Origin of the sequence: Nonomuraea spiralis (assembly GCF_014648435.1) — a bacterium.
GTDB lineage: Bacteria > Actinomycetota > Actinomycetes > Streptosporangiales > Streptosporangiaceae > Nonomuraea > Nonomuraea spiralis.
The window spans coordinates 124,479-149,423 of record NZ_BMRC01000011.1; the positions used below are offsets into that span (position 1 = coordinate 124,479).

The 24,945-nt window shown below is 73.0% G+C and carries 19 protein-coding genes; 12 read left to right on the forward strand and 7 right to left on the reverse strand.

What is annotated here, in order from left to right; all coding sequences use genetic code 11:
• Nucleotides 1-57 precede the first annotated feature (57 nt).
• Genes IEZ27_RS27025 through IEZ27_RS27035 form a run of 3 tightly spaced genes read right to left on the reverse strand, consistent with a single transcriptional unit; the run spans nt 58 to nt 2,425 of the window.
• Nucleotides 58-1,455 (reverse strand): hypothetical protein, encoded by a 1,398-nt coding sequence (locus IEZ27_RS27025; RefSeq protein ID WP_189649807.1) that lies wholly within the window; start codon nt 1,453-1,455, stop codon nt 58-60.
• Between the two features lie 54 nt (nt 1,456-1,509).
• On the reverse strand, nt 1,510-1,965 hold the full coding sequence (locus IEZ27_RS27030; protein ID WP_189649808.1) for an SRPBCC family protein: 456 nt from the start codon (nt 1,963-1,965) through the stop codon (nt 1,510-1,512).
• A gap of 34 nt (nt 1,966-1,999) precedes the next feature.
• A complete protein-coding gene (locus tag IEZ27_RS27035) occupies nt 2,000-2,425 on the reverse strand; it encodes a hypothetical protein (protein ID WP_125632281.1) in 426 nt (141 codons plus the stop codon).
• Nucleotides 2,426-2,525: 100 nt separating this feature from the next.
• Here IEZ27_RS27035 and IEZ27_RS27040 point away from each other — a divergent pair, with 100 nt between their 5' ends.
• The 3 genes from IEZ27_RS27040 (at nt 2,526) to IEZ27_RS27050 (ending at nt 4,688) form a co-directional block, all read left to right on the forward strand.
• Nucleotides 2,526-3,494 (forward strand): GlxA family transcriptional regulator, encoded by a 969-nt coding sequence (locus IEZ27_RS27040; protein ID WP_189649809.1) that lies wholly within the window; start codon nt 2,526-2,528, stop codon nt 3,492-3,494.
• Between the two features lie 83 nt (nt 3,495-3,577).
• Nucleotides 3,578-4,150, forward strand: coding sequence for a hypothetical protein (locus IEZ27_RS27045; RefSeq protein WP_189649810.1), 573 nt, complete (start codon nt 3,578-3,580; stop codon nt 4,148-4,150).
• Complete coding sequence (locus IEZ27_RS27050; RefSeq protein ID WP_189649811.1) at nt 4,134-4,688, forward strand: OmpA family protein; 555 nt, start codon at nt 4,134-4,136, stop codon at nt 4,686-4,688. Before IEZ27_RS27045 ends, IEZ27_RS27050 begins: the two co-directional genes overlap by 17 nt.
• An 11-nt stretch (nt 4,689-4,699) precedes the next feature.
• Here IEZ27_RS27050 and IEZ27_RS27055 read toward each other — a convergent pair whose 3' ends face one another.
• Together IEZ27_RS27055 and IEZ27_RS27060 are read right to left on the reverse strand one after the other, a co-directional pair.
• Nucleotides 4,700-5,785: a S1C family serine protease gene (locus IEZ27_RS27055; protein WP_189649812.1), complete on the reverse strand. Its 1,086-nt coding sequence runs from the start codon at nt 5,783-5,785 to the stop codon at nt 4,700-4,702.
• Nucleotides 5,786-5,804: 19 nt separating this feature from the next.
• Complete coding sequence (locus tag IEZ27_RS27060; RefSeq protein ID WP_189649813.1) at nt 5,805-7,238, reverse strand: AMP-binding protein; 1,434 nt, start codon at nt 7,236-7,238, stop codon at nt 5,805-5,807.
• Nucleotides 7,239-8,041: 803 nt separating this feature from the next.
• On the opposite strand from IEZ27_RS27060, the gene IEZ27_RS27065 reads away from it, so the two are divergent.
• The 8 genes from IEZ27_RS27065 to IEZ27_RS27095 all read left to right on the forward strand — a co-directional run bounded on the left by IEZ27_RS27065 (nt 8,042) and on the right by IEZ27_RS27095 (nt 21,182).
• Nucleotides 8,042-8,827, forward strand: a complete 786-nt coding sequence (locus IEZ27_RS27065; protein ID WP_189649814.1) for a hypothetical protein — start codon at nt 8,042-8,044, stop codon at nt 8,825-8,827.
• A gap of 70 nt (nt 8,828-8,897) precedes the next feature.
• On the forward strand, nt 8,898-11,075 hold the full coding sequence (locus IEZ27_RS27070; protein WP_189649815.1) for an acyl-CoA dehydrogenase: 2,178 nt from the start codon (nt 8,898-8,900) through the stop codon (nt 11,073-11,075).
• A 77-nt stretch (nt 11,076-11,152) separates the two neighbouring features.
• Nucleotides 11,153-12,664 (forward strand): hypothetical protein, encoded by a 1,512-nt coding sequence (locus IEZ27_RS27075; RefSeq protein WP_229824374.1) that lies wholly within the window; start codon nt 11,153-11,155, stop codon nt 12,662-12,664.
• Nucleotides 12,665-12,788: 124 nt separating this feature from the next.
• On the forward strand, nt 12,789-12,920 hold the full coding sequence (locus tag IEZ27_RS55045; protein WP_260477562.1) for a hypothetical protein: 132 nt from the start codon (nt 12,789-12,791) through the stop codon (nt 12,918-12,920).
• A gap of 81 nt (nt 12,921-13,001) precedes the next feature.
• The gene (locus IEZ27_RS27080) at nt 13,002-14,222 is read left to right on the forward strand and encodes a glycosyltransferase family 4 protein (protein WP_229824375.1); all 1,221 of its coding nucleotides are present in this window, start codon (nt 13,002-13,004) and stop codon (nt 14,220-14,222) included.
• A complete protein-coding gene (locus tag IEZ27_RS27085) occupies nt 14,219-18,373 on the forward strand; it encodes an alpha-(1->3)-arabinofuranosyltransferase domain-containing protein (RefSeq protein ID WP_189649816.1) in 4,155 nt (1,384 codons plus the stop codon). Before IEZ27_RS27080 ends, IEZ27_RS27085 begins: the two co-directional genes overlap by 4 nt.
• Nucleotides 18,370-20,208 (forward strand): hypothetical protein, encoded by a 1,839-nt coding sequence (locus IEZ27_RS27090; protein ID WP_189649817.1) that lies wholly within the window; start codon nt 18,370-18,372, stop codon nt 20,206-20,208. The genes IEZ27_RS27085 and IEZ27_RS27090 overlap by 4 nt, the downstream gene beginning before the upstream one ends.
• Nucleotides 20,205-21,182, forward strand: coding sequence for a DUF3068 domain-containing protein (locus IEZ27_RS27095; protein ID WP_189649818.1), 978 nt, complete (start codon nt 20,205-20,207; stop codon nt 21,180-21,182). The genes IEZ27_RS27090 and IEZ27_RS27095 overlap by 4 nt, the downstream gene beginning before the upstream one ends.
• Here IEZ27_RS27095 and IEZ27_RS27100 read toward each other — a convergent pair.
• On the reverse strand, nt 21,123-21,863 hold the full coding sequence (locus tag IEZ27_RS27100) for a class I SAM-dependent methyltransferase (protein ID WP_229824376.1): 741 nt from the start codon (nt 21,861-21,863) through the stop codon (nt 21,123-21,125). The two genes, IEZ27_RS27095 and IEZ27_RS27100, sit on opposite strands and share 60 nt — an antisense overlap.
• Nucleotides 21,864-21,897: 34 nt before the next feature.
• Between IEZ27_RS27100 and IEZ27_RS27105 the strand changes: the two genes are divergently transcribed.
• Nucleotides 21,898-23,721: an ArnT family glycosyltransferase gene (locus tag IEZ27_RS27105; protein WP_189649820.1), complete on the forward strand. Its 1,824-nt coding sequence runs from the start codon at nt 21,898-21,900 to the stop codon at nt 23,719-23,721.
• Here the strand turns inward: IEZ27_RS27105 and IEZ27_RS27110 are convergent.
• Entirely contained in the window at nt 23,664-24,911 is a 1,248-nt protein-coding gene (locus tag IEZ27_RS27110; RefSeq protein ID WP_189649821.1) for an acyltransferase family protein, read from the reverse strand. The two genes, IEZ27_RS27105 and IEZ27_RS27110, sit on opposite strands and share 58 nt — an antisense overlap.
• Nucleotides 24,912-24,945: the final 34 nt, after the last annotated feature.

Consider the following 24,945-nt stretch of genomic DNA (forward strand, 5'->3'; position numbering starts at 1 on the left):
AGCGACGGTGTGCTCGCCCGATAGCGACGGTGTGCTCGCCCGATGGCGGCGGCGTGCTCACCCGATGGCGCGTAGCCACTGGCGGAGGCGGTCCAGGCCGGTGCTCGGCTCGGGTGGCGGCAGGACGCGGCGCAGTTCGCCGTCGGTGGCCGGGCGGGCGTCGAGGGCGGCCTGGCGCAGCAGCTTTCCGTCCGACCGCAGACCGCCGAGCACCCGGACGTTCACCGTGCCGCGGCGCACCGCGTAGCCGTGCGTGTCCTCGGTGCGGACGTACGTGAGGCCGGAGCCGGCTGGGGTGCACTCTTCGGTGCGGAAGCAGAGGTCGTCACCGTCGGCGATGCTCACGTACAACGTGATGCGGACGCTCTGCGCGCCGTTGCCGGTGTGGTCGGAGGGTGTGTAGACCATGCCCGGCGGCATGGCCGTGAGCCGCGGGGTGTATCCCGGGATCTTCGCCGCGTAATAGTCGCCGGTCTGCTCCTGGTCGGCGCCCAGTTCGCGGGTGGTGGCCGGGCGCAGGCCCCGGGCGGCGGACCTGAGCAGGTCGTGGCCGACGGCCGTGCTCCCGATCACCGTGACGTGGCGGCGGCCCACCTTCACCTGGTAGCCGTGCTCCACCGGGCCTTGCCGGTAGACCAGGCCGCCGGTCTCGGCCGTGCAGGACTCGGTCGGCAGATGGGCGTCCTGGGCCGTGGGCTGTCCGCACCTCGCCTCGCCCGTCAGGAGCCGGTCGTACGCGGTGATCGTGACGTACCGGTCGGGCGGGACGGAGGCGGGGTTCGCGGGTGAGAAGCCGGAGCCGCCCAGTCCGCCGCCGTAGTCGTTGTCGTCGGGCCGGTAGCCGGGGACGGCGACCACGTACGCGGTCTCCCTGTGGATGCTGCTCGCCCGCAGGCGTGCCTCAAGGTCGTCCGGAGCCTCCTGGCGCAGCACGGCCACGCCGGCGGCCAGGAGCGCCACGGTCAGTCCGAGTGCGACCGCCCGGTGGCGCCACCCGCGTACGAGCAGGCCGGCCACCAGGGCGTACGGGATGCCGCCGAGCAGGAACGTCAGCAGCGTGTCGCGGCTCACCCCGAGGTCGGCGACGTCGGTCGCGGCCCAGCCGAGGGCCCATCCGGCGGTCCCCACGACCAGGACCAGCAGCGCCCACGACAACCGGCCGCCGCGGGTCGCACCCAGGACCGAGACCGTCCGGGTGGCCCGGATCACGATGATCAGGTAGATCAGGAGCGCCGCGGCGCAGAGTGCGGCGGCGACGAGGAACGTGCCCTCGCCGTCGGCGAACAGCGTGACCAGCAGGATCAGCCACGCCGTCGGCAGGAGGACCGACCCCACCGTCCAGGCCGCGGCGAGGTGGGCGAGGACCGGCAACGGCTTCGGCGCGTTCTTCCCGGGCCTTCCGCCTGGACGGACGGCGTGGTCGTCCGGGGAGTCGTTCTGGGTGGCCGCGCGCACGCCGGTCTCCGTTCCTCGTGCCCGGAGGCCGCCCGGCGGCGGCGCCGGGGCGGGTCAGTGTTCGAGGGTGGTCCTGATGTGGCGGTTGCGGGTGTTGATCAGGTGGGTCATGTGGCGGCGGAGGACCAGCCGGTCGACCAGGTGCCCCAGGGGGCCGGCGGGGGCGGAGAAGTCGATGACGTCGGTCATGACGGTGGCGTCCGCATCGGGAGCCGGCTCGAAGTGGTGTTCGTGGCGCCAGTGGCGGAACGGGCCCTTCAGCTGCTCGTCCACGAAGTACGTGGGCCGTTCCCAGGCGGTGATCGCCGAGGTCATCCGCCAGGTGAGGCCGAAGTGGCGGGCCTGCCAGGTGACCTGGTCGCCCAGGGTGAGCAGGCCGGTGGTGACGCCCGCGACGGCGCGTTCGGACGAGCCGGCCATGGACGAGGTGTGGGTCTCGACGGACAGTGACGTGTCGAAGAGCAGGTCCGGTGGGGCGAGGACCAGGGTCACGATCTCGAAACGCGACATGGCGGCATCTTAGGCGTCCGCCTGGAGGAAACGGTCAGGCGGGCCGGTGGGCGCAGCCGGCGTACTCGTCGAGGCGGCGGAACATGGCGGCCAGCATGAGCGGGAACATCGCGACGTGCGCGACGAGCATCAGCACGCCGCCGTCGATGACGCCGAGCCAGAGCAGGGGATAGAGCGGCACGATCGGGACGAACATCGCCGCGCACATCTCCAGCGTGGACGGCCAGCGGTGGCCGCGGAAGCGCATCCACGCGGCCATGCCCACCGACATGTTCACGGCCATGATCAGGTACGCCAGCTCCGGCGACTCGTCGTGCGAGACGGAGAGCCCGACGGCCGACTGGAGGGCGCCGAGCGCGAACATGCCGGCGAACATCGCGACGATCATCTCCAGGTAGTGCAGGGCGAATCTCGTCCAGCGGCGTCCGGTGGCCGAAGGCGTGGCGGGTGTCGAGGTCATGTCCTCGACTCTGCGTGGACGGGACCACGCGCGGGAGGGGACGAGGCAGGGCATGTCCGGAAACTTGGGTTCTGTGTCCTGTAGACCTACAGTCGTGCCCATGGAACCCCGGCGGGTCGTGGTCGTCGCCTACGAGGCGGCCGAACTGCTCGACATCGCGTGTGTCACCTCGACGCTGGAGAACGCGAACTGGCACGGCGCCTCACCGTACTACCAGGTGCGGCTGGCGACGCCCGGCGGTCATCCCGTGACGACCGGCAGCGCGCTGGTCATCCAGGCCCAGCTCGCGCTGGAGCGGATCACCGGCCCGCTCGACACGCTCATCGTCTCCGGCGGCACCGGCCACGTGGACGCCGCGGACAACTCGCTGGTCGTCGCCCACGTCCGGAGGCTGGCGCGGGAGAGCAGGCGGGTGGCGTCCGTGTGCACGGGCTCGTACGTGCTGGCCGCCGCGGGCCTGCTCGACGGCAGGCGGGCCACCACCCACTGGCGTGAGGCGCCCGACATGGCGGCCCGCTACCCGCGGGTCACCGTGGACCCCGCCCCGATCTTCATCCGCGACGGCGACGTGGCCACCTCCGCCGGGGTCACCGCCGCCCTCGACCTCACGCTCGCCCTGGTCGAGGAGGACAACGGCGCCGAACTGTCCAGGACGGTCGCCCGCGGCATGGTCACCTACCTGCAACGGCCGGGGAACCAGGCGCAGATGAGCATGTTCGTCGACCCGCCGGCGCCCGCCGACAGCCTGGTCAGGCGGACGGTCGAGCACATCTCCGCGAACCTGGCCGCCGACCTCACCGCGGCCGCGCTGGCCGCCGCGGCGGGCGTCAGCGAGCGGCACCTGACCCGGCTGTTCCTCAAGCACCTGGGGCAGACGCCGGGCAGGTTCGTGCGGCTGGCCCGTACCGAGGGCGCCGCGCATCTGCTGGTCTCGACCTCGCTGCCGATGGCCGCGATCGCCGCGCGCTGCGGCTTCGGTACGGCCGAGACGCTGCGCCAGGCCTTTGTGGACCGGTACGGCGTCCCGCCTTCGCACTACCGGCTGACCCAGTCGTCGGCGACCGGTTGATTGCCTTTTGTCCGGCCCGAAATGAGTGATCCGGGCTAGTGTGTCTGACTTGGGCCCTTCCCGAGCAGTTAGGTGATCAACAGATGCGAAAGACGATCGGGCTGACCGCCGCGGCCCTCGTCCTGTCGGGGTGCGGGATGCTGCCCGGCGGGCAGTCGCAGACCGCCGCGAAGGAGGCGGTCACCACCGCCCCCGGCGCACAGCAGAGCGCGGCTCCGCAGCAGAGCGCGCCCGTACAGCAGGACGAGCCCATCGCCACCCGCGAGACCAAGGTCGGCTCCGGCGGCCAGTACGGCAAGGCCCGCGTCGAGATCACCTCGCTCAAGCGCGAGGGCAGGACCGTCACGCTCAACTGGACGGTCACCGCGATCGAGGGAAAGGTCAACCTGCACAACGGCCTGGGCACCGGCACGCTCGACTACAGCGTCGCGAACGTCTCCCTGATCGACCCGGTGAACGCCAAGCGCTACCGCGTCGCCCGCAACGGCACCGGCCCGGACGCCAAGTGCGTGTGCTCCGGCACCCAGGGCCAGTTCCTGGAGGCGGGCAACGCCAGCACCCTGTACGCGGTCTTCGCCGCCCCGCCGCCCGAGGTCACGAAGGTGAACGTGGAGATGCCGATGATGGGCGTGTTGTCCGATGTTCCGCTCTCTTAGCCTCGCGCTGGCCCTCGTCCTGACGCCCGCTCCGGCGCCCACCGAGCAGCCCGCGGTCCCGCCCGGCGCGACCGGGCCGGTCGAGGACCTCGTGCTGCCCGTCGAGGACATCATCGGCGAGGTCGAGTCCCTGGACGGGAGCGAGAGCGAGACCAAGCAGGGACGCCAGGTGACGGTCGCGCTGACCAGCGACGTGCTGTTCGCGCTGGACAAGTGGCGGCTGACCGCCAAGGCCAGGAGCCGGCTGGCGAAGGTGGCCGAGAAGGTCGAGGCGGAGGGCGCGGGCGGTGTCGTCCGGATCGAGGGGCACACCGACGATCAGGGGAGCGATGCGTACAACCTGGTGTTGTCGCGGCGGCGCGCGCAGGCCGTGCGCGAGGCGTTGAGCACGCTGCTCGGCGGCGGCGAGGTGACCCTCCAGGCCACCGGCTACGGCGAGACGCGGCCGAAGCTGCCCAACCTGGTCGACGGCAAGCCCGTGGAACACAACCGGGCGAAGAACCGGCGCGTGGAGATCGTCTTCACCGCCAGGCAGTGAGGACGGGGGCGTCAATCGCCCGGGAGCTGGCCGAGGGTCACGGTGACGGTCTGGGTCTCGCCGTCGGGGCGCAGGATCTCCACCTTGACCTGGTCGCCGGGCTTGAAGGTGGTGAGCTGCTCGGACAGCGCGGCCATGGTCGCGGTCTTCTCGCCGTTGACCGCGACGATCACGTCGCCGGGCCGGATGCCCGCCTTCTCCGCGCCGCCGCCCTTCTCCACACTGGCCACGCCCACGCCGCTCGGCTGCCGGGTGGCGCCGATGATCGTGCTGCCGCTGATGCCGAGGGCGGCCCGGTGGCTGTTGGTGACCTTGCCGTACTTCACGATCTGCCCGGCGATGTCGGTGGCGGTGTTGCTCGGGATCGCGAACCCGATGCCCGGCGCGGCCCCGCCGCCGAACTGGGGGTCGGTGGCGGCGAGCGTCGGGATGCCGATCACCTCGCCGGCCAGGTTGACCAGCGCGCCGCCGCTGTTGCCGGGGTTGATCGCGGCCGAGGTCTGGATCGCGCCGCTGATCGTGGCCCCGGGGGAGTCGGGGCTCTGGGGCTCGCTGACGGTACGGCCGACCGCCGAGACGATCCCGTCCGTGACGCTGCCGGACAGGCCCAGCGGATTGCCCATGGCCAGGACGATCTGGCCGACCCGCAGCTTGCCCGAGTCGCCGAACCTGGCCGGGCGCAGTCCGTCGGGCCGGTCCACCTTGATCACCGCCAGGTCGCCGGCGCCGAACGCCTTGACCAGCTTGGCCGGGCGGGGCGCGCCGCCGGTGGCGATCGTGACGTTCATCTCGGTCGCCTCGCCGACCACGTGGGCGTTGGTGATGATGTGGCCCGCCGTGTCGTACACGATGCCGGAGCCGAGGCCCACCTTGGTGTTGATCTGCACGATCGACGGCAGGACGTCGGTGATGACCCGCTCGTACAGGCCCTCCAGCGGCTGCGGCGCGCCCTCCGGGGACGCGGTCGCGGCCGGCGACGGCGAGCCGGGGGCGGTCGTGGCCGGCGAGGCCGTGGACGTGGAGGTGGACGTGGAGGTGGACGGCCCGCAGGCCGCGAGCAGTGCGACGGCTGCCAGGCCTGCGGCGATCTCCCTCATGGGGAGGTCTCTGCCCAGCTCAGCCCGAAAGATACGCCTCCCGTACGTCGCGTCTGCTCAGCTTGCCCGTCGGGGTGCGCGGCAGCGCCGCCCGGTACTCGATCACCCTCGGATGCTTCAGCCGGGCCAGCCGGGGCGCGCAGTGCCGCAGCAGTTCGGCGGTCAGCGCCGCGCCGCCCGCCACGCCCGGCGCGGGCTGGACCAGCGCCACGACCTGGTGCCCCCACTCCGGGTCCGGTACGCCGATCACCGCGACGTCGGCCACGGACGGGTGTTCGAGCAGCGCGGCCTCGATCTCGGCGGGGTAGATGTTGACGCCGCCCGAGATGATCAGGTCGGTCCTGCGGTCCAGCAGGAACAGGTAGCCGTCCGCGTCGAGGTGGCCGATGTCGCCGGGCGTGTACGCGGCGCCGCGCATGGCCGAGGCGGTCTTGTCCGGGTCGCCGTGGTACTCGAAACGGTTGATCCCGCCGATGTAGACCATCCCGGGCTCGCCGGGGCCCAGCTCGCGGCCGTCGTCGCCGATGATCGTGAACGCCATCCCGTCGAGGGCCCGGCCCACCGTGCCGGGCCGTTCCAGCCACTCCTGGGACGACACCATGGTGGCCACGGCCGCCTCCGTCGAGCCGTAGTACTCCCACAACACGGGACCGAGCCAGTCGATCATCGCCTGCTTGGTGGCCGGAGGGCAGGGGGCGGCGCCGTGGTAGAGGTGGGTGAGGGAGGACAGGTCGTACCTGTTCCGATCCGGTAAGGCGAGCAGCCGGTGGAACATCGTGGGCACCATGAACGCGTTCGTCACCCGGTGGCGTTCGATCAGCTCCAGCGTCCCGGCCGGGTCGAACCGCTCCGGGGCGACGATCGCGTGGCCGAACTGCAGGGCCATCATCGCCTGGCCGTACGGGGCCGAGTGGTAGAGCTGCGAGCACACCAGGTGCACGCCGTCGGCCGGCAGGCCGAAGTGCCGCCAGCTCTTGCGCATCAGGATGGGGTAGAGGTCCTCGGGCGTCAGGTCGAGCAGGCGGCGGCGTACGCCCTTGGGGCGGCCCGTGGTGCCGGACGTGTAGAGCATCATCGAGCCGGCCCGGCGGTGCCCGGGGGCGGTGCCCGGCTGTCCGGCGGTCAGGTCGGCGACGGTGAGGGCGTCCGGGGCGATCACGACGGTTGCGCCGCAGTCGGCGATGACGTAGTCGATCTCCTCGGCGGTGTAGTGCCAGTTGACCGGGACCAGGTAGGCGCCGATCTGGTAGGTGGCCAGCATCATGGTGAGGGCGTCGAGCCCGTTCTTCAGCACGGTCACCACGGCGTCGCCGGGCCGGACGCCGCGCGCGAGCAGGCCGTGGGAGGCGCGGTCGGCGCGGGTGAGCAGTTCGCCGTAGGTCGCGCTCTCGTCGTCGCCGAGCAGGGCGGGACGGGCTGGGTCGGCGGCGGCGATCTCGTAGAAACCCCTCATGTTCGCTGACCATACAGAATTTGATTCTGCTGGGGGAATAGAGGAATTATCCCGCTGTTTGGTGACGTAACCTCAAGGCCATGGCGGACGTCGGCGACCAGAGATCAGCGCAGGACACGCAACCTTTCCGCAAGGTCGTGGTGCCGCCTGCCGAGCAGACGGTCAAGATCCCGCGTCCTCCTCGGCCGGGGGCCTCCCAGCCTCTCCGTCCCGCCGCCCAGCCCCCGTCCGGGCCTCAGCCGGGACCGCCCTCGGGGCCGTCCGCCGGATCACCGTCGGGACCGCCCTCACGCCCGCAGCCGGGCCCTCCGTCGGGGCCTCAGCCCGGGCCGTCGTCAGGGCCGTCGTCAGGGCCGTCGTCAGGGCCGTCGTCAGGGCCGCAGCAGGGGCCGCCTTCCGGGCCGCAGGCGGGTCCTCCGTCGGGGCCGCCTTCGGGGGCGCAGGTGCGTCCGCAGCGGCCGTCCGGGCCGCAGGCGGTGCCGCCGGTCCACTTGGGTGGGCCTCCGCAGCCTCAGCCCGGGAGTCGTCACCCACAGGGCGGCGGCGGGCCGGGGCCGAGGCCAGGGGTGGCGCCGGGGCCGGGGGTGGCGTCGGGGCCGCAGGCCGGGGCCGGTGCGGGGAGGCCGGGGCAGCATCAGCCGGTGCAGGTGTGGCCCCCCGGGTCGCCGCGAGCGCCGCATCCGGGCGCGGGTGGGCCCATGGCGGGTGGCCCGGGTGCGAGTGCACCGGGGGCGGGTGGGCCTGGCATGAGTGGGCCTGGTACGGGTGGGCCGGGCGTGAGTGGGCCTGGTGTGGGTGGGCCGGTGGTGGCGGTTGTTACCAAGCCTCATAAGCGTGGCATCGGTGACATTCCCATCCGTGCCATCTACCTGGCCGGCGCCATTCTCGCCACCGTCGTGGCGGTGTTGCTGGTCTTCGTGGTGTTCTCCGGCGACGTGCCGACGAGCGGCGACCCCGCCGGGGCTCCGGTGTCGGTCGCCCCGGTGCCGGCCGCCAGCGCCACCCCGACCGCGTCGCCGACCCCCACCGAGACGCCGATCGTGTTGCCCCCGGTGCCGGAGAGCAAGGCGTTCGCCGCGCCGGCGGGCAGCAAGGCGTCCGTGGTGACCGGGATCATCACCGACCGGACGTCCGGCATCAGCTATCCGCGCCTGGCCGCGCCCTGGGACGCCAAGTCGTTCGCGCCGTTCACCGTCGCCCAGCGCATCGGCAAGGTCGCCGTGCCGCACACCGTCATCGCCTCGGCCATGTTCCCCGGTGACGCGCCGGAGAAGAAGCCCTCCAAGGACGCCGACTACCGCGAGATGGCCGCCCGGGCCGCCCGCTGGACACTGCGTACGCAATACCCGGCGGGCGCCACGCTGACCTCCTGGACCGGCTCCAAGAAGGTGCCGCTCGGCAAGGGCTGGTCGCTCGGCTACAAGGTCACCTTCGTCTCCGGCGGCAAGACGCAGACCGCCCAGGCCATGGTGACGATCGTCGAGGTGGGCAAGACGAAGCCGGCGATGCTGATGGCCTCGATCCCCGAGAAGAACAAGGCGCGTTGGGCTGATCTGAACACACTTGTCCAGCAGGTGAAGCCCCTCTAGGCCAGAAGCATGCTCTAGAATATGGTTCTGGGTGTGAGGCATGCACGTTGACCTGGCTGGAGGATGAGCAATGGCGATCGGATTGAGCGAGGAGCACGAGGCGCTCCGCGACTCGGTGAGCGGCTGGGCCGACCGGAACATCCCCTCGGAGCTGCTGCGATCCGGGTCGGAAGAGCGTCCGGCCTTCTGGCCGGGGCTGGCCGAGCAAGGGCTCCTCGGCCTGCACCTGCCCGAGGAGTCCGGCGGCTCGGGCTACGGGCTGCTGGAGGCCGCCGTCGCCGTCGAGGCGCTGGCCGAGAAGCTCGTGCCGGGCCCGTACGTGCCGACCGTGCTGGCGAGCGCGATCATCCACGCCTCCAAGCGGCACGAGCTGCTCGAATCGCTCGCCGACGGCACCCTCGCGGGCGCGGTCGCGCTGTCCGGCTCGCTCACCGGCACCCGCGCCGACGACGGGACGCTCGTCGTCTCCGGTACGGCCGAGCCGGTGCTCGCCGGCTCGCTGGCCGACGTGCTGGTGTTGCCGGTGACCACGCCCGAGGGGGAGGAGTGGATCGCGGTCGACGCCTCCGCCGCCACCGTCACGCCGGTCAAGTCGCTCGACCTGACCCGGCCGGTGGCCAAGGTGGAGCTGTCGGAGGCGCGCGTGCCCGCCGATCGCGTCCTCGACGGCGTGGAGAGCCCCGACGTGCTCAACCTGGCCGCGATCCTGCTCGGCGCCGAGGCCGCCGGCCTGGCGTCCTGGTGCGTGACGTCCGCGGCCGCCTACGCCAAGGTACGTGAGCAGTTCGGCCGTCCGATCGGCCAGTTCCAGGGCATCAAGCACAAGATCTCCCGCATGCTCGTCGCCCTTGAGCAGGCCCGCGCCACCGTGTGGGACGCCACCAGGGCCGAGGGTCGCGAGCTGGAGTACGCCGCCGCCGTGGCCGGTGTGATGGCTCCCGACGCGGCCGTCCAGTGCGCCAAGGACGCGATCCAGACGTTCGGCGGCATCGGCTACACCTTCGAGCACGACGTGCACCTCTACTACCGGCGCGCCCTCACCCTGCGCGCGCTGCTCGGCCCGTCGGCCGAGTGGGCCGCCTCGGTGACCGCGCTCGCGTTGCAGGGCGTCGGCCGCGAGATGGAGATCGACCTGCCCGAGGGCGCCGAGGAGCTGCGCGAGCAGATCCGTACGGAGATCGCCGAGATCGCCCTGCTCGAAGGCCAGGAGCAGAAGCGGGCCCTGGCCGAGCGCGGGTTCGTCATGCCCCACCTGGCCAAGCCGTGGGGCCGCGCGGCCAAGCCGCTGGAGCAGGTGCTCATCGCCCAGGAGCTCAAGGCCGCCAAGGTCAGGCTGCCCGCGATGATCATCGGCGCCTGGGTGGTGCCGTCCATCGCCGTGTACGGCACGCGCGAGCAGCAGGAACGTTTCCTGCCCAAGACGCTCAGCGGCGAGATGATCTGGTGCCAGCTCTTCTCCGAGCCGGGCGCCGGTTCCGACCTGGCCTCGTTGCAGATGAAGGCGGAGCGGGTCGAGGGCGGCTGGCGGCTCAACGGCCAGAAGATCTGGACCTCGGTCGCCCACGTCGCCGAATGGGGCATCTGCATCGCCCGCAACTCCTCCGAGGGCACCAAGCACGAGGGCATCACGTACTTCCTGGTGGACATGAAGGCGCCCGGCGTCACGGTCCGGCCGCTCACCGAGATGACCGGCGAGAACCTGTTCAACGAGGTGTTCCTCGATGACGTCTTCGTCCCGGACGACCTGGTCGTGGGCGAGGTCGGCGAGGGCTGGAAGGTCGCCCGCAACACGCTGTCCAACGAGCGCGTCTCGCTCTCCTCCGGCTCGGGCGGCACCGGCGCGTCGGTGCCGGACCTGCTCGGGCTGATCGGCCGGCTCGGGCGCGAGCTCACGCCGGCCGAGGAGCAGGAGGTGGCCGGGGTCGTGTGCGAGGGGCACTCGATCAACGCGCTGTCGCTGCGGGTCACGCTCAAGCAGCTCGCCGGGACCGAGCCGGGCGCCGACGCCTCCGTACGGAAGCTGCTGTCCACCTCGCACGCCCAGCACGTCTCCGAGACGGCCGTCGGCCTGCTCGGCGCCCAGGCCGTGGTGGCCGCCGACATGAAGCTCGGCGACGCCGGCTACTGGAACCGGGCGGTGCTCGCGACCAGGGCCATGACCATCTACGGCGGCACCACCGAGGTGCAGCTCAACATCATCGGCGAGCGCATGCTCGGCCTGCCCAGGGACCCCGAGCCGGGCAAGTAACGCATGTGACGCACCTGCGGCTACTCTCCCTTGTGCCCGGATTGTCGGTCCTGGCCCGAGGGAGAGGCGGTGTCACGGTGCGCGAAGGCCGTGCGGGCCGCTGGGGGCCCGTGGCGCTGGGGCTCGGGCTGGCGCTGCTGGCGCTCGGGCCGGCGCTCGGGTGGGGGCTGGTGCTCCGGTACGACCTGCTCTTCGTGCCCGATCCGCCCCTTTGGCCGGACCGCGGCGGGTTTCCCCGGGCGGTGCCCAGCGACCTGGTCGTGGCGCTGCTGTCCCGGGTGCTGCCGGTGGAGATCGTGCAGAAGGCGGCCCTGGTCGCGGTGTTCGTGCTGGCCGCGGCCGGTGCGGCGGCGCTGGTCCCGGCGGAGCGCAGGCTCGCCCGGCTCGTGGCCGCCGCCTTCTACGCCTGGAACATCTACCTCGCCCAGCGGCTCATGCTCGGCCAGTGGGCCCTGCTCCTGGGCGTGGCCGGGCTGCCCTGGGCGATCCGCGCGCTCACCCTTGAGGGCCGTCCAGGTGCCTGGCGGTCCTGGGGGCGGCTGGCGGTGGCCTTGTTGCCGGCGGCCGTCGGCGGGTTCCAGGCGATGCTGGTCTCCTGGCTCACGCTGATGCCCGTCGCCGTCGCGCGGCGCAGGGTGCCGGTCGCCGCCGGGGTGCTGGTCGCGTACAGCCTGCCGTGGGCGGTGCCCGCGCTCGGGTCGGGCGCCGTCACGGATCCGGCGGGGGTGGACGCGTTCGCGGCCCGCGCCGACGGGCCCTTCGGCGTCCTGGGCAGCCTGCTCTCGCTCGGCGGCATCTGGAACGCCGAGGCCGGGCTGCCCGGCCAGGAGGCATGGTGGACGGCGACCGCCCGGCTCCTCCTGGTCGCCGCCGGTCTGTACGGCTACGCCCGCCTGCGTACGGCCCCCGGACGGCCCCCCTGGTGGGGCGGACTGGCGGTGGCGGCCGCGGCCGGGTTCTGCGTCGCGGCGCTGGGCGCGTTCCAGGGCGGGCGGGAGGCGCTCAAGTGGCTGATCGCCCTGTGGCCCGGGTTCGGTCCGCTGCGGGACGGCCAGGTCTATCTGGCCCCGCTGGTCCTGTTGACGGCGGTCGGCCTGGCCTCGGCCCTGCGGTCGGGGGCGCCCGCGCTGGTCGGGGTGCTGGCTCCGGTGCTGGCGCTGCCGACGTTCGCGATGGGGGCGTTCGGGCGGCTCGAAGCGGTGACGTACCCGGAGGAGTGGACGGCGGTGCGGGCGATCGTCGACGGCGACCCGGCGCCCGGCGCGCTGGTGTCGCTGCCGTGGGGCGCGCACCGGGCCTTCGCCTGGAACGGCGGGCGGGTGGTGCTCGACCCCGCGACCAAGCTGTTCCGGCGCCGCGTGTCGTGGGACGACACGCTGCTCGTCGGGCTGCCCGGCGGCGGCCGGCTGCGGGTACGCGGCGAGGACCCGCTGAACCGCCGGACCGGCGACCTGCTGGCCGCCCACGCCTACGGCGAACTGCCCGCCAGGTACCTGCTCATGGCCGCGGGCGAGAACGGGTTCCCGTCCGCCCCGCCCGGCTGGAAAACAGTCTTCGACGGAAAACAGCTCCGCTTGCTGCGGCGTTGACCGGCTGTTTCATCATGTACCGGAGGGTAACTTGCTTTATCACGGTTTGACCAATGTTATGGATTCAAGACGAAACACGTTCTAGTCTCGGCACACCGCGTCACCGGAAAGGAAGGAGTGCTTCGTGTTGCGACTTCTCGTGGCCCTGGCCATCGGAGCCCTGTTGGCGGTCGGAGCCTCCGTCGCGGTGGTCAACGTGGCGTCACCCTCGCTCACCCCACCCAACCAGCCGCTCTACAACTACGGCACCAGGTGATCCTTCCCGCTTGACGGGGCCATACAGCGAGCACGGAGTGTGGCTCCGCCATGCCCGCATGCTCGCCGACGAGGAGTGACGGTGGTCTTTACCGGTGAGCGCAAGGCGGACACGGCCCGGCGGACCGAGTCGCGTACGCGCGACAGGAAAGCGGACGAACGACCCCTCGCCGGAGTCCGCGTGGCGATGCTCAACTTCCGCGAGCCCACGCAGTCGACGGCCGGCGGCGCCGAGGAGTACGCCTGGCAGGTCAGCCGGTTCCTGCTGACCCAGGGCGCCTCGGTCGTGTTCGTGACCGGCCGCCAGCGCGGGCAGCTCCGGACCGAAACGCTCGACGGCGTCGACCTGCGCAGGATGGGCAATCCGTACCTGGTCTACCTGCTGGTCCCGCTCTGGCTGCTGTTCCACCGGCGGCGCGTGGACGTCGTCATCGACACCATGAACGGCATCCCGTTCTTCTCCCCGCTCGTCGTCCGCCGCCGCACGCCCGTGATCAGCCTCGTCCACCACGTGCACGACCGGCAGTTCCACGCCTTCCTGCCGGCCTGGCTGGCCTGGATCGGCTGCTTCGTCGAGGGCGAGGTGGCCCGGCTGGTCTACCGGCGCTGCCTGACGATCACCGTCTCGGAGTCGTCGAGGCACGACCTGGAGGGCAAGCTGCGCTGGCTCGCGCCGGTCGCCGTCGTGCCCAACGGCTGCGCCACGCCCGCGCGGGCCGAACCGCAGGCCGGGGACGGCGATCCCGCCCTCGTGTACGCCGGCCGCCTGATCGGCCACAAGCGCATCGAGCGGGTCGTGGACCTGGCCGCCGAGCTGGGCGACGCCTGGCCGGGCCTGCGGGTGCACATCGTGGGCCGCGGCCCCGAGCACGACGCCCTGGCCACGCGGGTCGCGGACGCGGGACTGGACGGGCGGGTCGAGCTGCACGGCTTCCTGTCCGAGCCGGACAAGAACGCGTTGCTGGCCGCCGCCCGCCTCAACGTGACGGCCTCGGAGTTCGAGGGCTGGGGGCTGACCGTGATCGAGGCCGCCGCGCTCGGCGTGCCGACGGTGGCCTACGACGTGGCCGGGCTGCGCGACTCCGTACGGGACGGCGTCACCGGGTGGCTCGTACGGGAGGGGGAGAGCCTGGCCGAAGTGACCGGGCGCGCACTGGAGGAGCTGGCCGACCCGCGGCGGCGGGCGGAGGTGGCCGCGGCCTGCCGCGCCTGGGCCAGGGAATTTACGTGGGCCCGAACTGGGGCTAGCATGACCGGACTTATCCTGGCGAAACTCCAAGATTGCGGCGGAGCCCCTCAGTGACCCAAGCCTCGCCTGGACCCCCGGGGCAACGCGGGGACTCCACCGTCGAGAGCTACGGCGCCGAGAGCTACGAGGCGCGGATCAGGCACAGGCTGCGGCTGCTCGCCTCCTGCCTCCTGCTCGGCGCCATCGCGTTCAACACCTCGACCGAGAAGATCATCCCCGAGACGAAGCTCGACATGGCGGTCAACCCGCTGGGCTTCCTCGGCCGGGCGCTGCACCTGTGGGACGGCGCCTACTTCGGCCACCTGCAGAACCAGGCGTACGGCTACCTGTTCCCGATGGGCCCGTTCTACGCGCTCTTCCTCAAGCTCGGCATGGAGTCGTGGGCCGTCCAGCGGTTGTGGATGTCGCTGGTGTTGTGCGTCGCCTTCCTCGGCACGGTCCAGCTCGCCCGCGCGCTCGGCGTCGGCGGCCCGAACACCCGCGTCCTGGCCGGCTTCGTGTACGCCCTCGCCCCCCACGCCCAGGCGCTGATCGGCATCAACTCCTCGGAGTTCCTGCCCAGCGCCGTACTGCCGTGGATCGTCCTCCCGCTGGTCAAGGGGGCCAGGGGCGAGCTGACGCCGCGCCGGGCGGCCGCGCTGTCCGCGTTCGCCTTCCTGTTCTGCGGCGGCGTCAACGCGGTGGCCGAGCTGGCCGTGCTCGTGGTGCCGATGGTGTACCTGCTGACCAGGCGCGGCGGGCCGGTCAAACGCCGCCTGATCGCCTGGTGGCTGCCGCTGATCGCGCTCGCCGGGCTGTGGTGGGCCGTCCCGCTGCTGACGCTCGGCGGCTACATCTTCTCGTTCCTGCCCTACATCGAGACCGCCACCGCGACGACCGGCGTGACGTCGCTGGTCAACGCCCTGCGCGGCACGTCGAGCTGGCTCAGCTTCCTGACCGTGGACGGCCAGACCTGGCTGCCCGACGCCAACCAGCAGTCCACCGTCCCGTGGCTGATCGTGGTCACCGCGGCCGTGGCCGCGCTCGGCCTGGCGGGGCTGACGCTGCGCAGGCTGACCGAGCGGCCGTTCCTGCTGATCAGCCTGCTGTGCGGGCTCGCGATCATCACGACCGGCCATCCCGGCACGCCGCACGAGCAGTTCATGGTCGGGCTGCTCGACGGCCCGCTCGCCGCCTTCCGCAACCTGCACAAGTTCGACGCGCTGATCCGGCTGCCCGTCGCGCTCGGCTTCGCGGCGCTGCTCTCGCTCGCCCGCCCGCGCCTGCGCGCGCCCCTCACCGCGCTGGCCGCCGGGCTCGTGGCCCTGTCCGGCCTGCCCGTCCTGTACGCCGGCCTCGCCCCCACCGGCGGCTTCACCGCCATCCCCGACCACTGGCAGCAGGCCATCTCCTGGCTCAACCGCAACGCCGGCGACGGCATGGTGCTGGCCGTGCCCGGCGCCAAACGCGGCGAGTACCTCTGGGGCCGCCCCCTGGACGAGCCGTTGCAGGCGCTCTCGCAGGCCCGCTGGGCCACGCACACGATCGTGCCGTGGGGCTCTGCCGGCATTTCGCGGCTCATGGCTGCCGTGGACGACCGCCTGGCCACGGGCAAGGGCTCGCCGGGGCTGACGGCCACGCTGCGCCGGATCGGGGTGTCGTACCTGGTGGTCAGGAACGACCTGGACCGGGCCACCATCGGCACGGCCTGGCCGGTCCGGGTGCACCAGGCGCTGGAGGACTCGCCCGGCATCTCGCTCGCGGCCCGGATGGGCCCGGACGTCGGCATCGCCCAGTACGGCCAGGCCGCCGCCTGGCTGGACCAGCCCTACCCCGCGATCGAGATCTACCGGGTCGCCGGGGCCGCGCCGCTGGTCGGCACCGTGGACGCCACCCGCCCGCTGCGCGTCGGCGGCGCCCCGGAGTCCGTGCTCTCCCTGGCCGAGCAGGGCCTCCTGGACGACGACCGCCCCGTCCTGCTCAACGACGACGCGGGCGTGGTCAAGGTGCCCGCGCACGACACGATCCTGACCGACACGCTGCGCCGCCGGGAGGTCGCCTTCGCCGACCTGCGCCGCAACGCCAGTGCCACGCTCACCGCCGACGAGCCCCTGCGCGGCAGCTCGCCCTCCAACGACCTGCTCGACCCCGGCTGGGAACGGTACCTGTCCACGGCGGGCCTCACCGGCGTCGCCGGGGTGACCGCCTCCAGTTCCGAGGCCGACGTCGGCGCCGCCCCCAACAGCCGCGAGCCCGGCCACCAGCCCTTCGCCGCCCTGGACGGCGACCGGCGCACGAGCTGGCGCTCCACCGGCTGGAACGGCGCCGTGGGCGAGTGGCTGGAGGTGACCTTCGCCGACCCGCTGACGGTCCCCACGATCCAGGTGGCCTTCGAGAACTCGCCCATCGGCCCGCCGCCCAGCGAGGTCGTCGTGGAGACCGGCTCCGGCGCGCTGCGCCAGAAGGTACGCGCCACCGCCGAGCCGCAGGAGCTGGCCGTGCCGAAGGGCCCGGTCGACCGGCTGCGCGTCACGGTCGCCGCCACCGCGTACGAGCCGGCGAGCAGGCTCGGCGGCCGGGTCGGCATCACCGAGCTGACCGTCCCCGGCGTCACCCCGGGACGCTCGATCGTCGTGCCCGACCCGCGCGAGGACACCGGCGAGCCCGCCACGATCGCGCTGGCCAGGACCGGCGACGTGCCCGGCTGCGTCAGGGGCTCGGCCGCCTGGAGCTGCGCCAAGGGCCACGAGGTGCTGGGCGACGACGGCAACGGCTTCGACCGCACCTTCGTCACCGGCAAGGACGGCTCGTACGGCATCTCCGGCCGCACCACGATCACCGACCGCGCCACCGTCGAACGCCTCAGCACGCTGCCCGGCGACTCCCTGACCGTGCACGCCTCCTCGACCTCGGTCGACAGCGGCGCGGCGGGCGGACGCTGGGCCTTCGACGGCGACCCCAGGACCGCCTGGTTCGCCGACCCGCTCGACCCCAGGCCGACGCTGTCCGTCGAGCTGGCCCGCGAGACGAAGTTGTCGCAGATCCGCGTCATCACGCCCGACTCCTACCTCGGCGCGCCTCCCGTCCGGGTGACGATCCGGTCGGAGGGCGGGGTCCGGCAGAGCTGGGTCGGCCCGGACGGCCTCATCCGCTTCCCGGAGATGCGGGCCAGGAAGGTCGCGCTGGAGTTCGGGGCGTCGGGCGGCCGGCCCATCGAGATCAGCGACGTCGCCTTCCCCGGCGTGCGCCCGCTCGGCGCGCTGACCGGCTTCAAGCTCACGCTGCCGTGCGGCTTCGGGCCGACGCTCACCGTCGACGGCAACGAGGTGCACACCGCCGTCACCGGCGGCACGCTGCACGACGTGGTCACCGGCAGGCCGGTCACCTTCGAGACCTGCGAGCGGCTGCAACTCGTGGCCGGTCCGACCCGGTTGTCGGTGCGGCCGGGGGAGTCGTACCGGATCGAGTCGGCCGTCGTCCGGCACGAGCCGGGCAGCCCGGCGGCCGGGCCCACCGTCATGCGGCAGACGCGGGTCGAGAAGTGGGCGGCCGGTGAGCGGGTCGTCCAGGTCGGCGTCAAGGACGACTCCTACCTGGTGGTCAACGAGAACTTCAACGCCGGTTGGAAGGCCACGCTGGGCGCCACGGCGCTCAAGCCGGTCCGGCTCGACGGCTGGCGGCAGGCGTGGTTCCTGCCCGCGTTCACGGCCGGGACCGTGACGCTCACGTACGAGCCGGACGAGCCGTACCGGGCGGGGCTGGTCGCGGGCGGGGCGCTGGCGCTGCTCGTCGCCGGGCTGGCGCTGGTGGGGAGGGGCAGGCCGGGACGTCATCTGGCGCCCGTCCTGGCCGCCCGCCCACGGGTCCGGCACGTCGCGGTCTTCGCGGTGGCGCTCGGGTACTGGGTCGGCGGGCCGGCCGGGGCGGGCGTGGCCGGGGTGGCGTTCGTGCTGGCCGCCTGGTCGCGTCCGCTGCGCGAGGCCGAGCACCTGCGCGGGCGGCGGCGCTGGACCCTGCTGCTCGGGCCGCCCGGCGGGCTCGCGCTCTACCTGGTCGCGGCGGTCACGGTGGCGCTCGGCGCGGGCGGCCTCTGGGCTCAGCTCCTCTGCCTGCCGCTGCTCGGGCAGCTTCTCGTCGAGGTCGCGGCCAGGCGGGCGCCGGCGAGGCAGGCCACCGTACCCATCTCCGTCGCCGCGGGCGGCCCGACCATGACGAGTGTTCCGTGACCGACACGATCAAGCCGCGCGCCGGGACCGTCCTCACGGTCCCGGGCCCGGTGGCGCGGGTCGCCCGCTGGATCCGCCGCCACGGCGTCCTGCTGGCCGGGCTCGCGCTCGTCGCCGCCGCCGTGGCGGGCAAGGCGGCCGTCGTCCAGGAGTCCTACTTCAAGGAGGACGACTACGAGTTCGTGGCCAGGGCGATGGAGAGCGACCTCTCCTTCGACTACCTGACCCGGATCCACTTCGGCCAGTTCATGCCGGGCGGCTTCCTGCTGGCCTGGCTCGCCTCCCGGCTGCATCCCTTCGACTGGGGATGGGCGGCCGGAACGGTGCTGGCGCTGCACGCCGTGGCCGCCCTCGGCGTGCTGCGCATGTTGCGTGTGGTCTTCGGCAGGCGGCCGGCGACGCTCGTGCCGCTCCTGGTGTTCCTCCTCGCGCCGGTCACCGTGCCCGCGCTCGCCTGGTGGGCGGCCGGGCTCAACACCGTGTTCCTCCAGGTCGCGCTGCCCATGGCGGTCGCCTCGCACTGGCATCACGTACGGACCGGCAGGTTGCGGCACGCCGTGGCCGCGGCGCTGTGGGTGCTGTTCGGCCTGCTCGGCTTCGTCAAGGGCTTCGCGCTGCCGCTCCTGCTGTTCGCCCTCACCGCCATCTACCACGGCGGCCTGCGCGCCGCCCTGCGCCGCCACCTGGCCGCCTGGGCCATGTACGCCACGGCGGTGGCGGGCTTCGGCGCGCTCTACGTCCAGCGTTCGCTGGCGGCGCCGGGCACCGGGGCGCTGCCGATCTTCGACCAGGCCCTCGGCTTCCTGTGGGAGCTGCTGGGCAAGACGTTCGCCACCACCGTGCTCGGCGGGCCGTGGCGGTGGTTCGCGGGCGGCGACTGGGGAGTGGCCGCGCCGCCGCTGCCGCTGGTGATCGCCTCCCTCGTGGTCCTCGCGGCGCTCGTGGCGGTCACCGGCCACTACCGCAGGCGGGCCCTCCTGGCCTGGGCCACGCTGCTGGGCTACCTGCTCGTCGCGGACGCGCTGCCGGTGTTGTGGGGACGGGTCCACCTGCTCGGCTCGTTCGCCGGCACCGACACCCGGTACGTCGCCGACGCCGTCCCGCTGCTGGCGCTGGTCGTCGGCCTGGTGCTGCTGCCGCTGCGCGGCGAGGAGGAGCCGTACCGCAGGGCGCTGCCGGGCCGGGAGCGGGTGACGGGGGCGGCCGGCGCGATGCTCGGGCTGTTCGCGGGCGCGTCGCTGGTCACGGTGACGCTCTTCGCCGGGTACATGGGGGCCGAGCGGCGGCACGACTACATCGAGACGGCCCGCGCCGAGCTGGCCAGGGCGGCCCCGGACAGCGTGATCTACGACCGGCTGGTGCCCACGGAGGTGCTGCCCAGCTCGTACCGGGCCTACAGCCTGACCTCGCGGGTGCTGGGCGCGATGGCCACGCCCGCGCTCAGGGCCAGGATGCAGGCGCCGCCCGCCGCGCTCGACGGTCTGGTCTTCGACGACCAGGGCCGGTTGCGGCCGGTGGACGTCCAGGGCGTCCCGCTCGTCCCCACCACGGCGGACCGGTGCTGGCCGGTCACCGGGGGCACCGTCCAGGTGCCGCTGGACAACCGCGTCACGCGGGCCGAGGGCACCCTGGTCAGACTGGGGTACGCGGCCCGTACGGACACGACGGTCACCCTGTGGATGGGCGACCGCGCCACCGACCTGACGTTGCGCGCGGGCTTCGGCAAGGTGTTCATGCTCGCCGTGCCCGGCGCCGACCGGATCGTCGTGCACGACGTGCCGTCCGGCCTGTGCCTGGGCGACGTGACCCCGGGACAGGCGGTGCCCCGGCCGTGACCCCCCTGAGCCGCAGGAGCCTCGCGCCGGTGCTGGCCGGCGTGGGGGCCTTCCTGCTGACGCTCATCCCCCTGACCCGCCTGTACGTCTACGACCAGGTGCTCAAGGCCCCCCTCGAACAGCAGAGCATGACCAGGGCGACGGCCGAGTCCGCCACGTACGTCGATCCGGCCACCATGCGACCGGCGACCGGCGACCTGGTGCAGACCCGCTGGCTGATCGGCGACGTGCTGGCCGGCGACGGCGACCGGGCGGTGTGGGGCGAGTCGGTCTCCCTGGCCACCCGCGACGGCCACCGCCTGGACTACCACGAGCGCCGCCTGGCCTTCGACCGGCGTACCGGCGAGATCGTGAACTGCTGCGGCGAGTACCTCGACGAGGACGTCGCGATCCGGCAGACGGGACAGGCGTTCCGGTGGCCCTTCAACGCAGAGCGCCGCGACTACCCGCTGTTCGACCTGCGCCTGCGCCACCCGGTCACCGCCGCCTTCGACGGGGTCGAGCGGGTGCGCGGGGTCGAGACGTACCGCTACGTCCAGCGCACGCCGCGCCGGCTCGTGCCCGGCGAGACGCCGCCGCTGCCGCGCCGCCTGCTCGGCCTGACCGGCAAGGGCGACGTCGGCCTCGGCCGCTACGCCGAGATCCGGCGCACGTACTGGGTCGAGCCGGTCAGCGGCCTGCCCGTCAGGACGCGGGAGGAGGTGACCGAGACGCTGGTCACCGCCGACGGCCGGGGCCGCCTGACCGCCCTGGACGCCGACTTCCGCACCTCGGAGTCGGACGTCGCCGCCGCGCTGGCGACGGCGGCCGCCTACCGCCGCTGGATCCTGCTGCTCGGCACGGCGGCGCCGGTCGGCGGCGGCCTGCTCGGCGTGGGCTTCGTGGTGGCCGCGCTGTGGTCGTCGCGGCGACGATCACCTGCGGCGCAGGACGAGGAGCAGGTTCCAGGTGACCAGCTCGCGGATGCCAGGTAGGTGGACGACGTGCCTGGCCCAGCGGGGATGGTAGCGGGGGATCGCGTCGAGGATCTCCACGTCACGCCGCCGGCGGGCCCAGGCCAGGGGCTTGGCCACGCCGATGGCGTACATGCTCTCGCCGTAGACGTTCTTGGGTGGTCTGCCGTGGGTGCGGGCGTAGCGGCGGGCGGCGTACCGGCCGCCGAGGTAGTGCCAGGGGGAGGTCTCGTGACCGCCCCAGGGCGAGAACCAGATTGTGTACGACAGGTAGACCACGCCGCCGGGCCGGGTCACCCTGACCATCTCCGACGCCATCCGCAGCGGGTCGGGGACGTGCTCCAGCACGTTGGAGGAGAAGCACACGTCCACCGAGCCGGTGGCGAGCGGCAGGTCGAGCGCGCTGCCGAGCACGGCGTCACGCGGCGGCACGCCGTCGCGCAGGCGCATCTCACCGGCGTCGCAGTCGACGCACAGGGGCCGCGCGCCGACCGCGCGCAGGGCGTCGGCGAAGTAGCCGGGGCCGCCCCCGATGTCGGCCACGGTGGCGCCGGCCAGGTCGGTGTACGTCGCGAGCTGGGCCACCGTGTCCCTGGCCAGGGTCCCGTAGAAGAAGTCGGGGTCGCTCTGCTCCAGGCGGAAGGCGCGCAGCAACCGGACGGATCTGCCGAGATCCGCTCGGAACGCTTCGGGGGTGTCCACGGCGCGGAGCTTACTCCAGTGGAGGGATACGTCCATGGCTGAAGACGTCAGGCGAGCCGAGCCCTTACAGATCACGATCCCGGCGGTGCGCACCGGGCCGGTCATCGGCGTCGGGCTGCTGATCATCCTGGTCTCGCTGGTGTTCCGGGCGAGCCTGCTCAGCAGGTCCTACTTCGTCGAGGACGACTTCCTCTTCGTCGCCGGGGCCGGGGACAGCGGGTTCACCTGGGACTACCTGATGAGGGTGCACAAGGGGCACCTCATGCCGGGCGCGCTCGGGCTGGTGTGGCTGCTCACCTGGATCGCGCCGTACGGCTGGGCGCTGGTGTCGTTCGTGACCGTCGCGGTGCAGGGCGCGGCCTCGGTCATGTTCCTGGTGTTGCTGCGGCGGCTGTTCGGCGACCGGGCGGGCGTGCTCGCCGCGCTGACCGTCTTCGTGTTCGCGCCGCTCACCGTGCCCGCCATGAGCTGGTGGTCGGCCGCGCTCAACGCCGTGCCGCTGCAACTCGCGCTGGTCGCGGCGCTGGCCGCGCACGTCAGGTACGTACGCGAGGGCGAGGGACGCTGGCGCCCGCTGGCCTGGACGGCCGTCGGGATGGCCTTCTCCACCAAGGGGGTGTTCATCCCCTTCGTGCTGCTCGGGATCAGCAGCGCCTACCTCGGCAGGGGCCTGTGGGCCCGTGCCCTGCTCGCCGAGTTGCGCAGGCCCGTCTGGTGGGCCCACGGCCTGCTGCTGGCCGGGTACGCCGTGCTCTACTGGCTGCGCCGCGACACCGCCGGGGCCGACGCGCTGACCGGCCCGAAGGCCGAGGTGGTCCCCGGCCTGCTGCGCAGGCTGCTGGGCGAGACCTTCCCCACGGGGGCCGTCGGCGGCCCGCTGCGCTGGGGCGGCGTCACCTCGACCGGCGGCCTGGCCGATCCGGCGCCGGTCACGGTGGTCGTGGCGTGGGCCGTCATCGCGGCGCTGGTCGTGGTGACCTGCGTGTACCGCAGGCGGGCCTGGCGGGCGTGGGCCGTCCTGGCGGCCTACGTCGTGGTCGCCGACGCGCTGCCCACCGTGATCGCGCGGGCCACGGCCTGGGACCTGGTGGGCGCCGAGACCCGGTACGTCGCCGACGCCGCCGTCCTGTTCGCGCTCTGCCTGGCCCTGGCCGTCATGCCGGTGCTCGACGAGCCCGACGTCGTACGCAGGCCGGTGCCCGCGGGCCTGCCGGCCGCCGGCGCCGCGCTGACCGCGGTCTTCCTCGTCGTGTCGCTGATCTCGATCAACACCTTCGGCGACACGCTCACCGGCGACCGGGTCAGGGCGTACCTGGACAACGTCAGGACCTCGCTGGCCACGGCCGCCGGGGACGCCGACATCTACGCGCGCCCGGTGCCGCCGCACATCGTCCTGCCGTGGAACGGCGAACGCCGGATGACCTCGTACGTGCTCGCGCCGCTGGCCGACGACGAGACCAGGGAGCGCATGCGCGACCCGCGGCCCTCGGCCGAGCCGTACGTGCTGGACGACACGGGCAAGCTCGTCCCGGTGGGGCGGGTGGTGCCGTTCTTCGACGCGGTCAAGGGGGGCAAGTGTTACCCGGCGGGCAAGGTGTTCCCCGTCGAGTCCTTCGGCGGGCCGGGCGTCGTGGCGGCCATGTCGTACGTCAGCCCGCGGCCGGTGCAGGTCGTGGTGGAGGTCGGCGAGGTCCAGCGGGCGGCCACGCTGCCCGCGACCGGCGCGATGGGCGCGCTGTTCTACGTCCCGCACGACGGGCCGGGCAAGGGCCTGCGGATCAGCGCGGCCGGGGCGCAGGGTCAGGCGTTCTGCCTCAGGGCGGTGGCCTTCGGCGAGCCGGAGCCGGCGGCGCGCTGAGGCAGCAGGCGGATCAGCCGCCTGGCGGGCTCCTCCACGTAGCGGTGGGTGAGCCCGGCCATGGCCACCGTGATGGCGGTGACGGCGACCAGGTTGAGGAGCAGGTTGCCGGTCCACGGCTGCTGCCCGGTGAAGTCGTACCAGAGGTAGAGGATGACGAACTGCCACAGGAAGACGCCGTAGGAGATCTGGCCCAGGTAGCTCATGACCCGGCCGCCGAGCAGCTCGCGCACCCGGGTGGACCGTCCGGGCTCCAGCGCGGCGGGGGCGACCAGGCAGAAGGCGACGAGCGTGTAGAGGCCCTGCTCGTAGAACGCGGTCCAGATGCTGCCCAGGCCGACCGCGCGCGGCCCGGTGAGCGGCGTCGAGGCGATGAGGTACGCCAGGCCCGCGATGACCCACAACGTGCCCCAGGAGGAGGCCAGGGCGGCGCTGAGCCGTCGCGCGCGGCCGTCCTCGGCCCTGGCCCAGACGGTCAGCACGGCCAGCGCCATGCCGGGCACGAAGAACGTCCAGGAGCGGGGCAGCCACACGTTCATCCAGGGCCGGTAGTCGGGGAAGTACTCGAAGACCGTGTACACGTACGACAGCGCGCCGAAGGCGGCCAGGCCGACGAGCAGCCGCCTGGCCCTGGTCCGCAGGTCGGGGTCGCCGCGCAGGGCGAACCTGCGCAGGATCGCGGCCATGAGCGGGAGCGTGAGGTAGAAGGTCAGCTCGACCGCGAGGCTCCACATCTGGCCGAGCCCCTTCGGGCCGAGGCCGTACCACCAGGGGGTGATGTCGTAGGTGTGCACGAGGAACAACATCTGCCCCCACGTCCACGGGTCGGCCCGGTGCGCGTCGCCCCACAGCAGCAGCGCCACGGCCACCACCAGCCAGTACGCCGGCATGATCCGGAAGAAGCGTTTCCACAGGTAGCGGCGCGTGTCCGGGGCCCGGTCGCCGAGCAGGACCTGGGCCGCCCACGGCCGGTACAGCAGCAGGCCGGAGAGCGTGAAGAAGATCGGCACGCCGATCTCGCCCCTGGCCAGCACGCCGCCCAGGAACCCCGGTTCCAGCGCCGTCCCCGCCTCCATGGACACGTGGAAGAGCAGGACGGCGAAGGCGGCCACGGCGCGCACGCCGTCGAGGGAGGTCTGGTGTCCTGAGACCACCGGAACCCCGCCCGAAGTAGAACCTGTTTCGGTCACGTTTCCGCATCCCTGGTGACGTCGGTCACTCGTC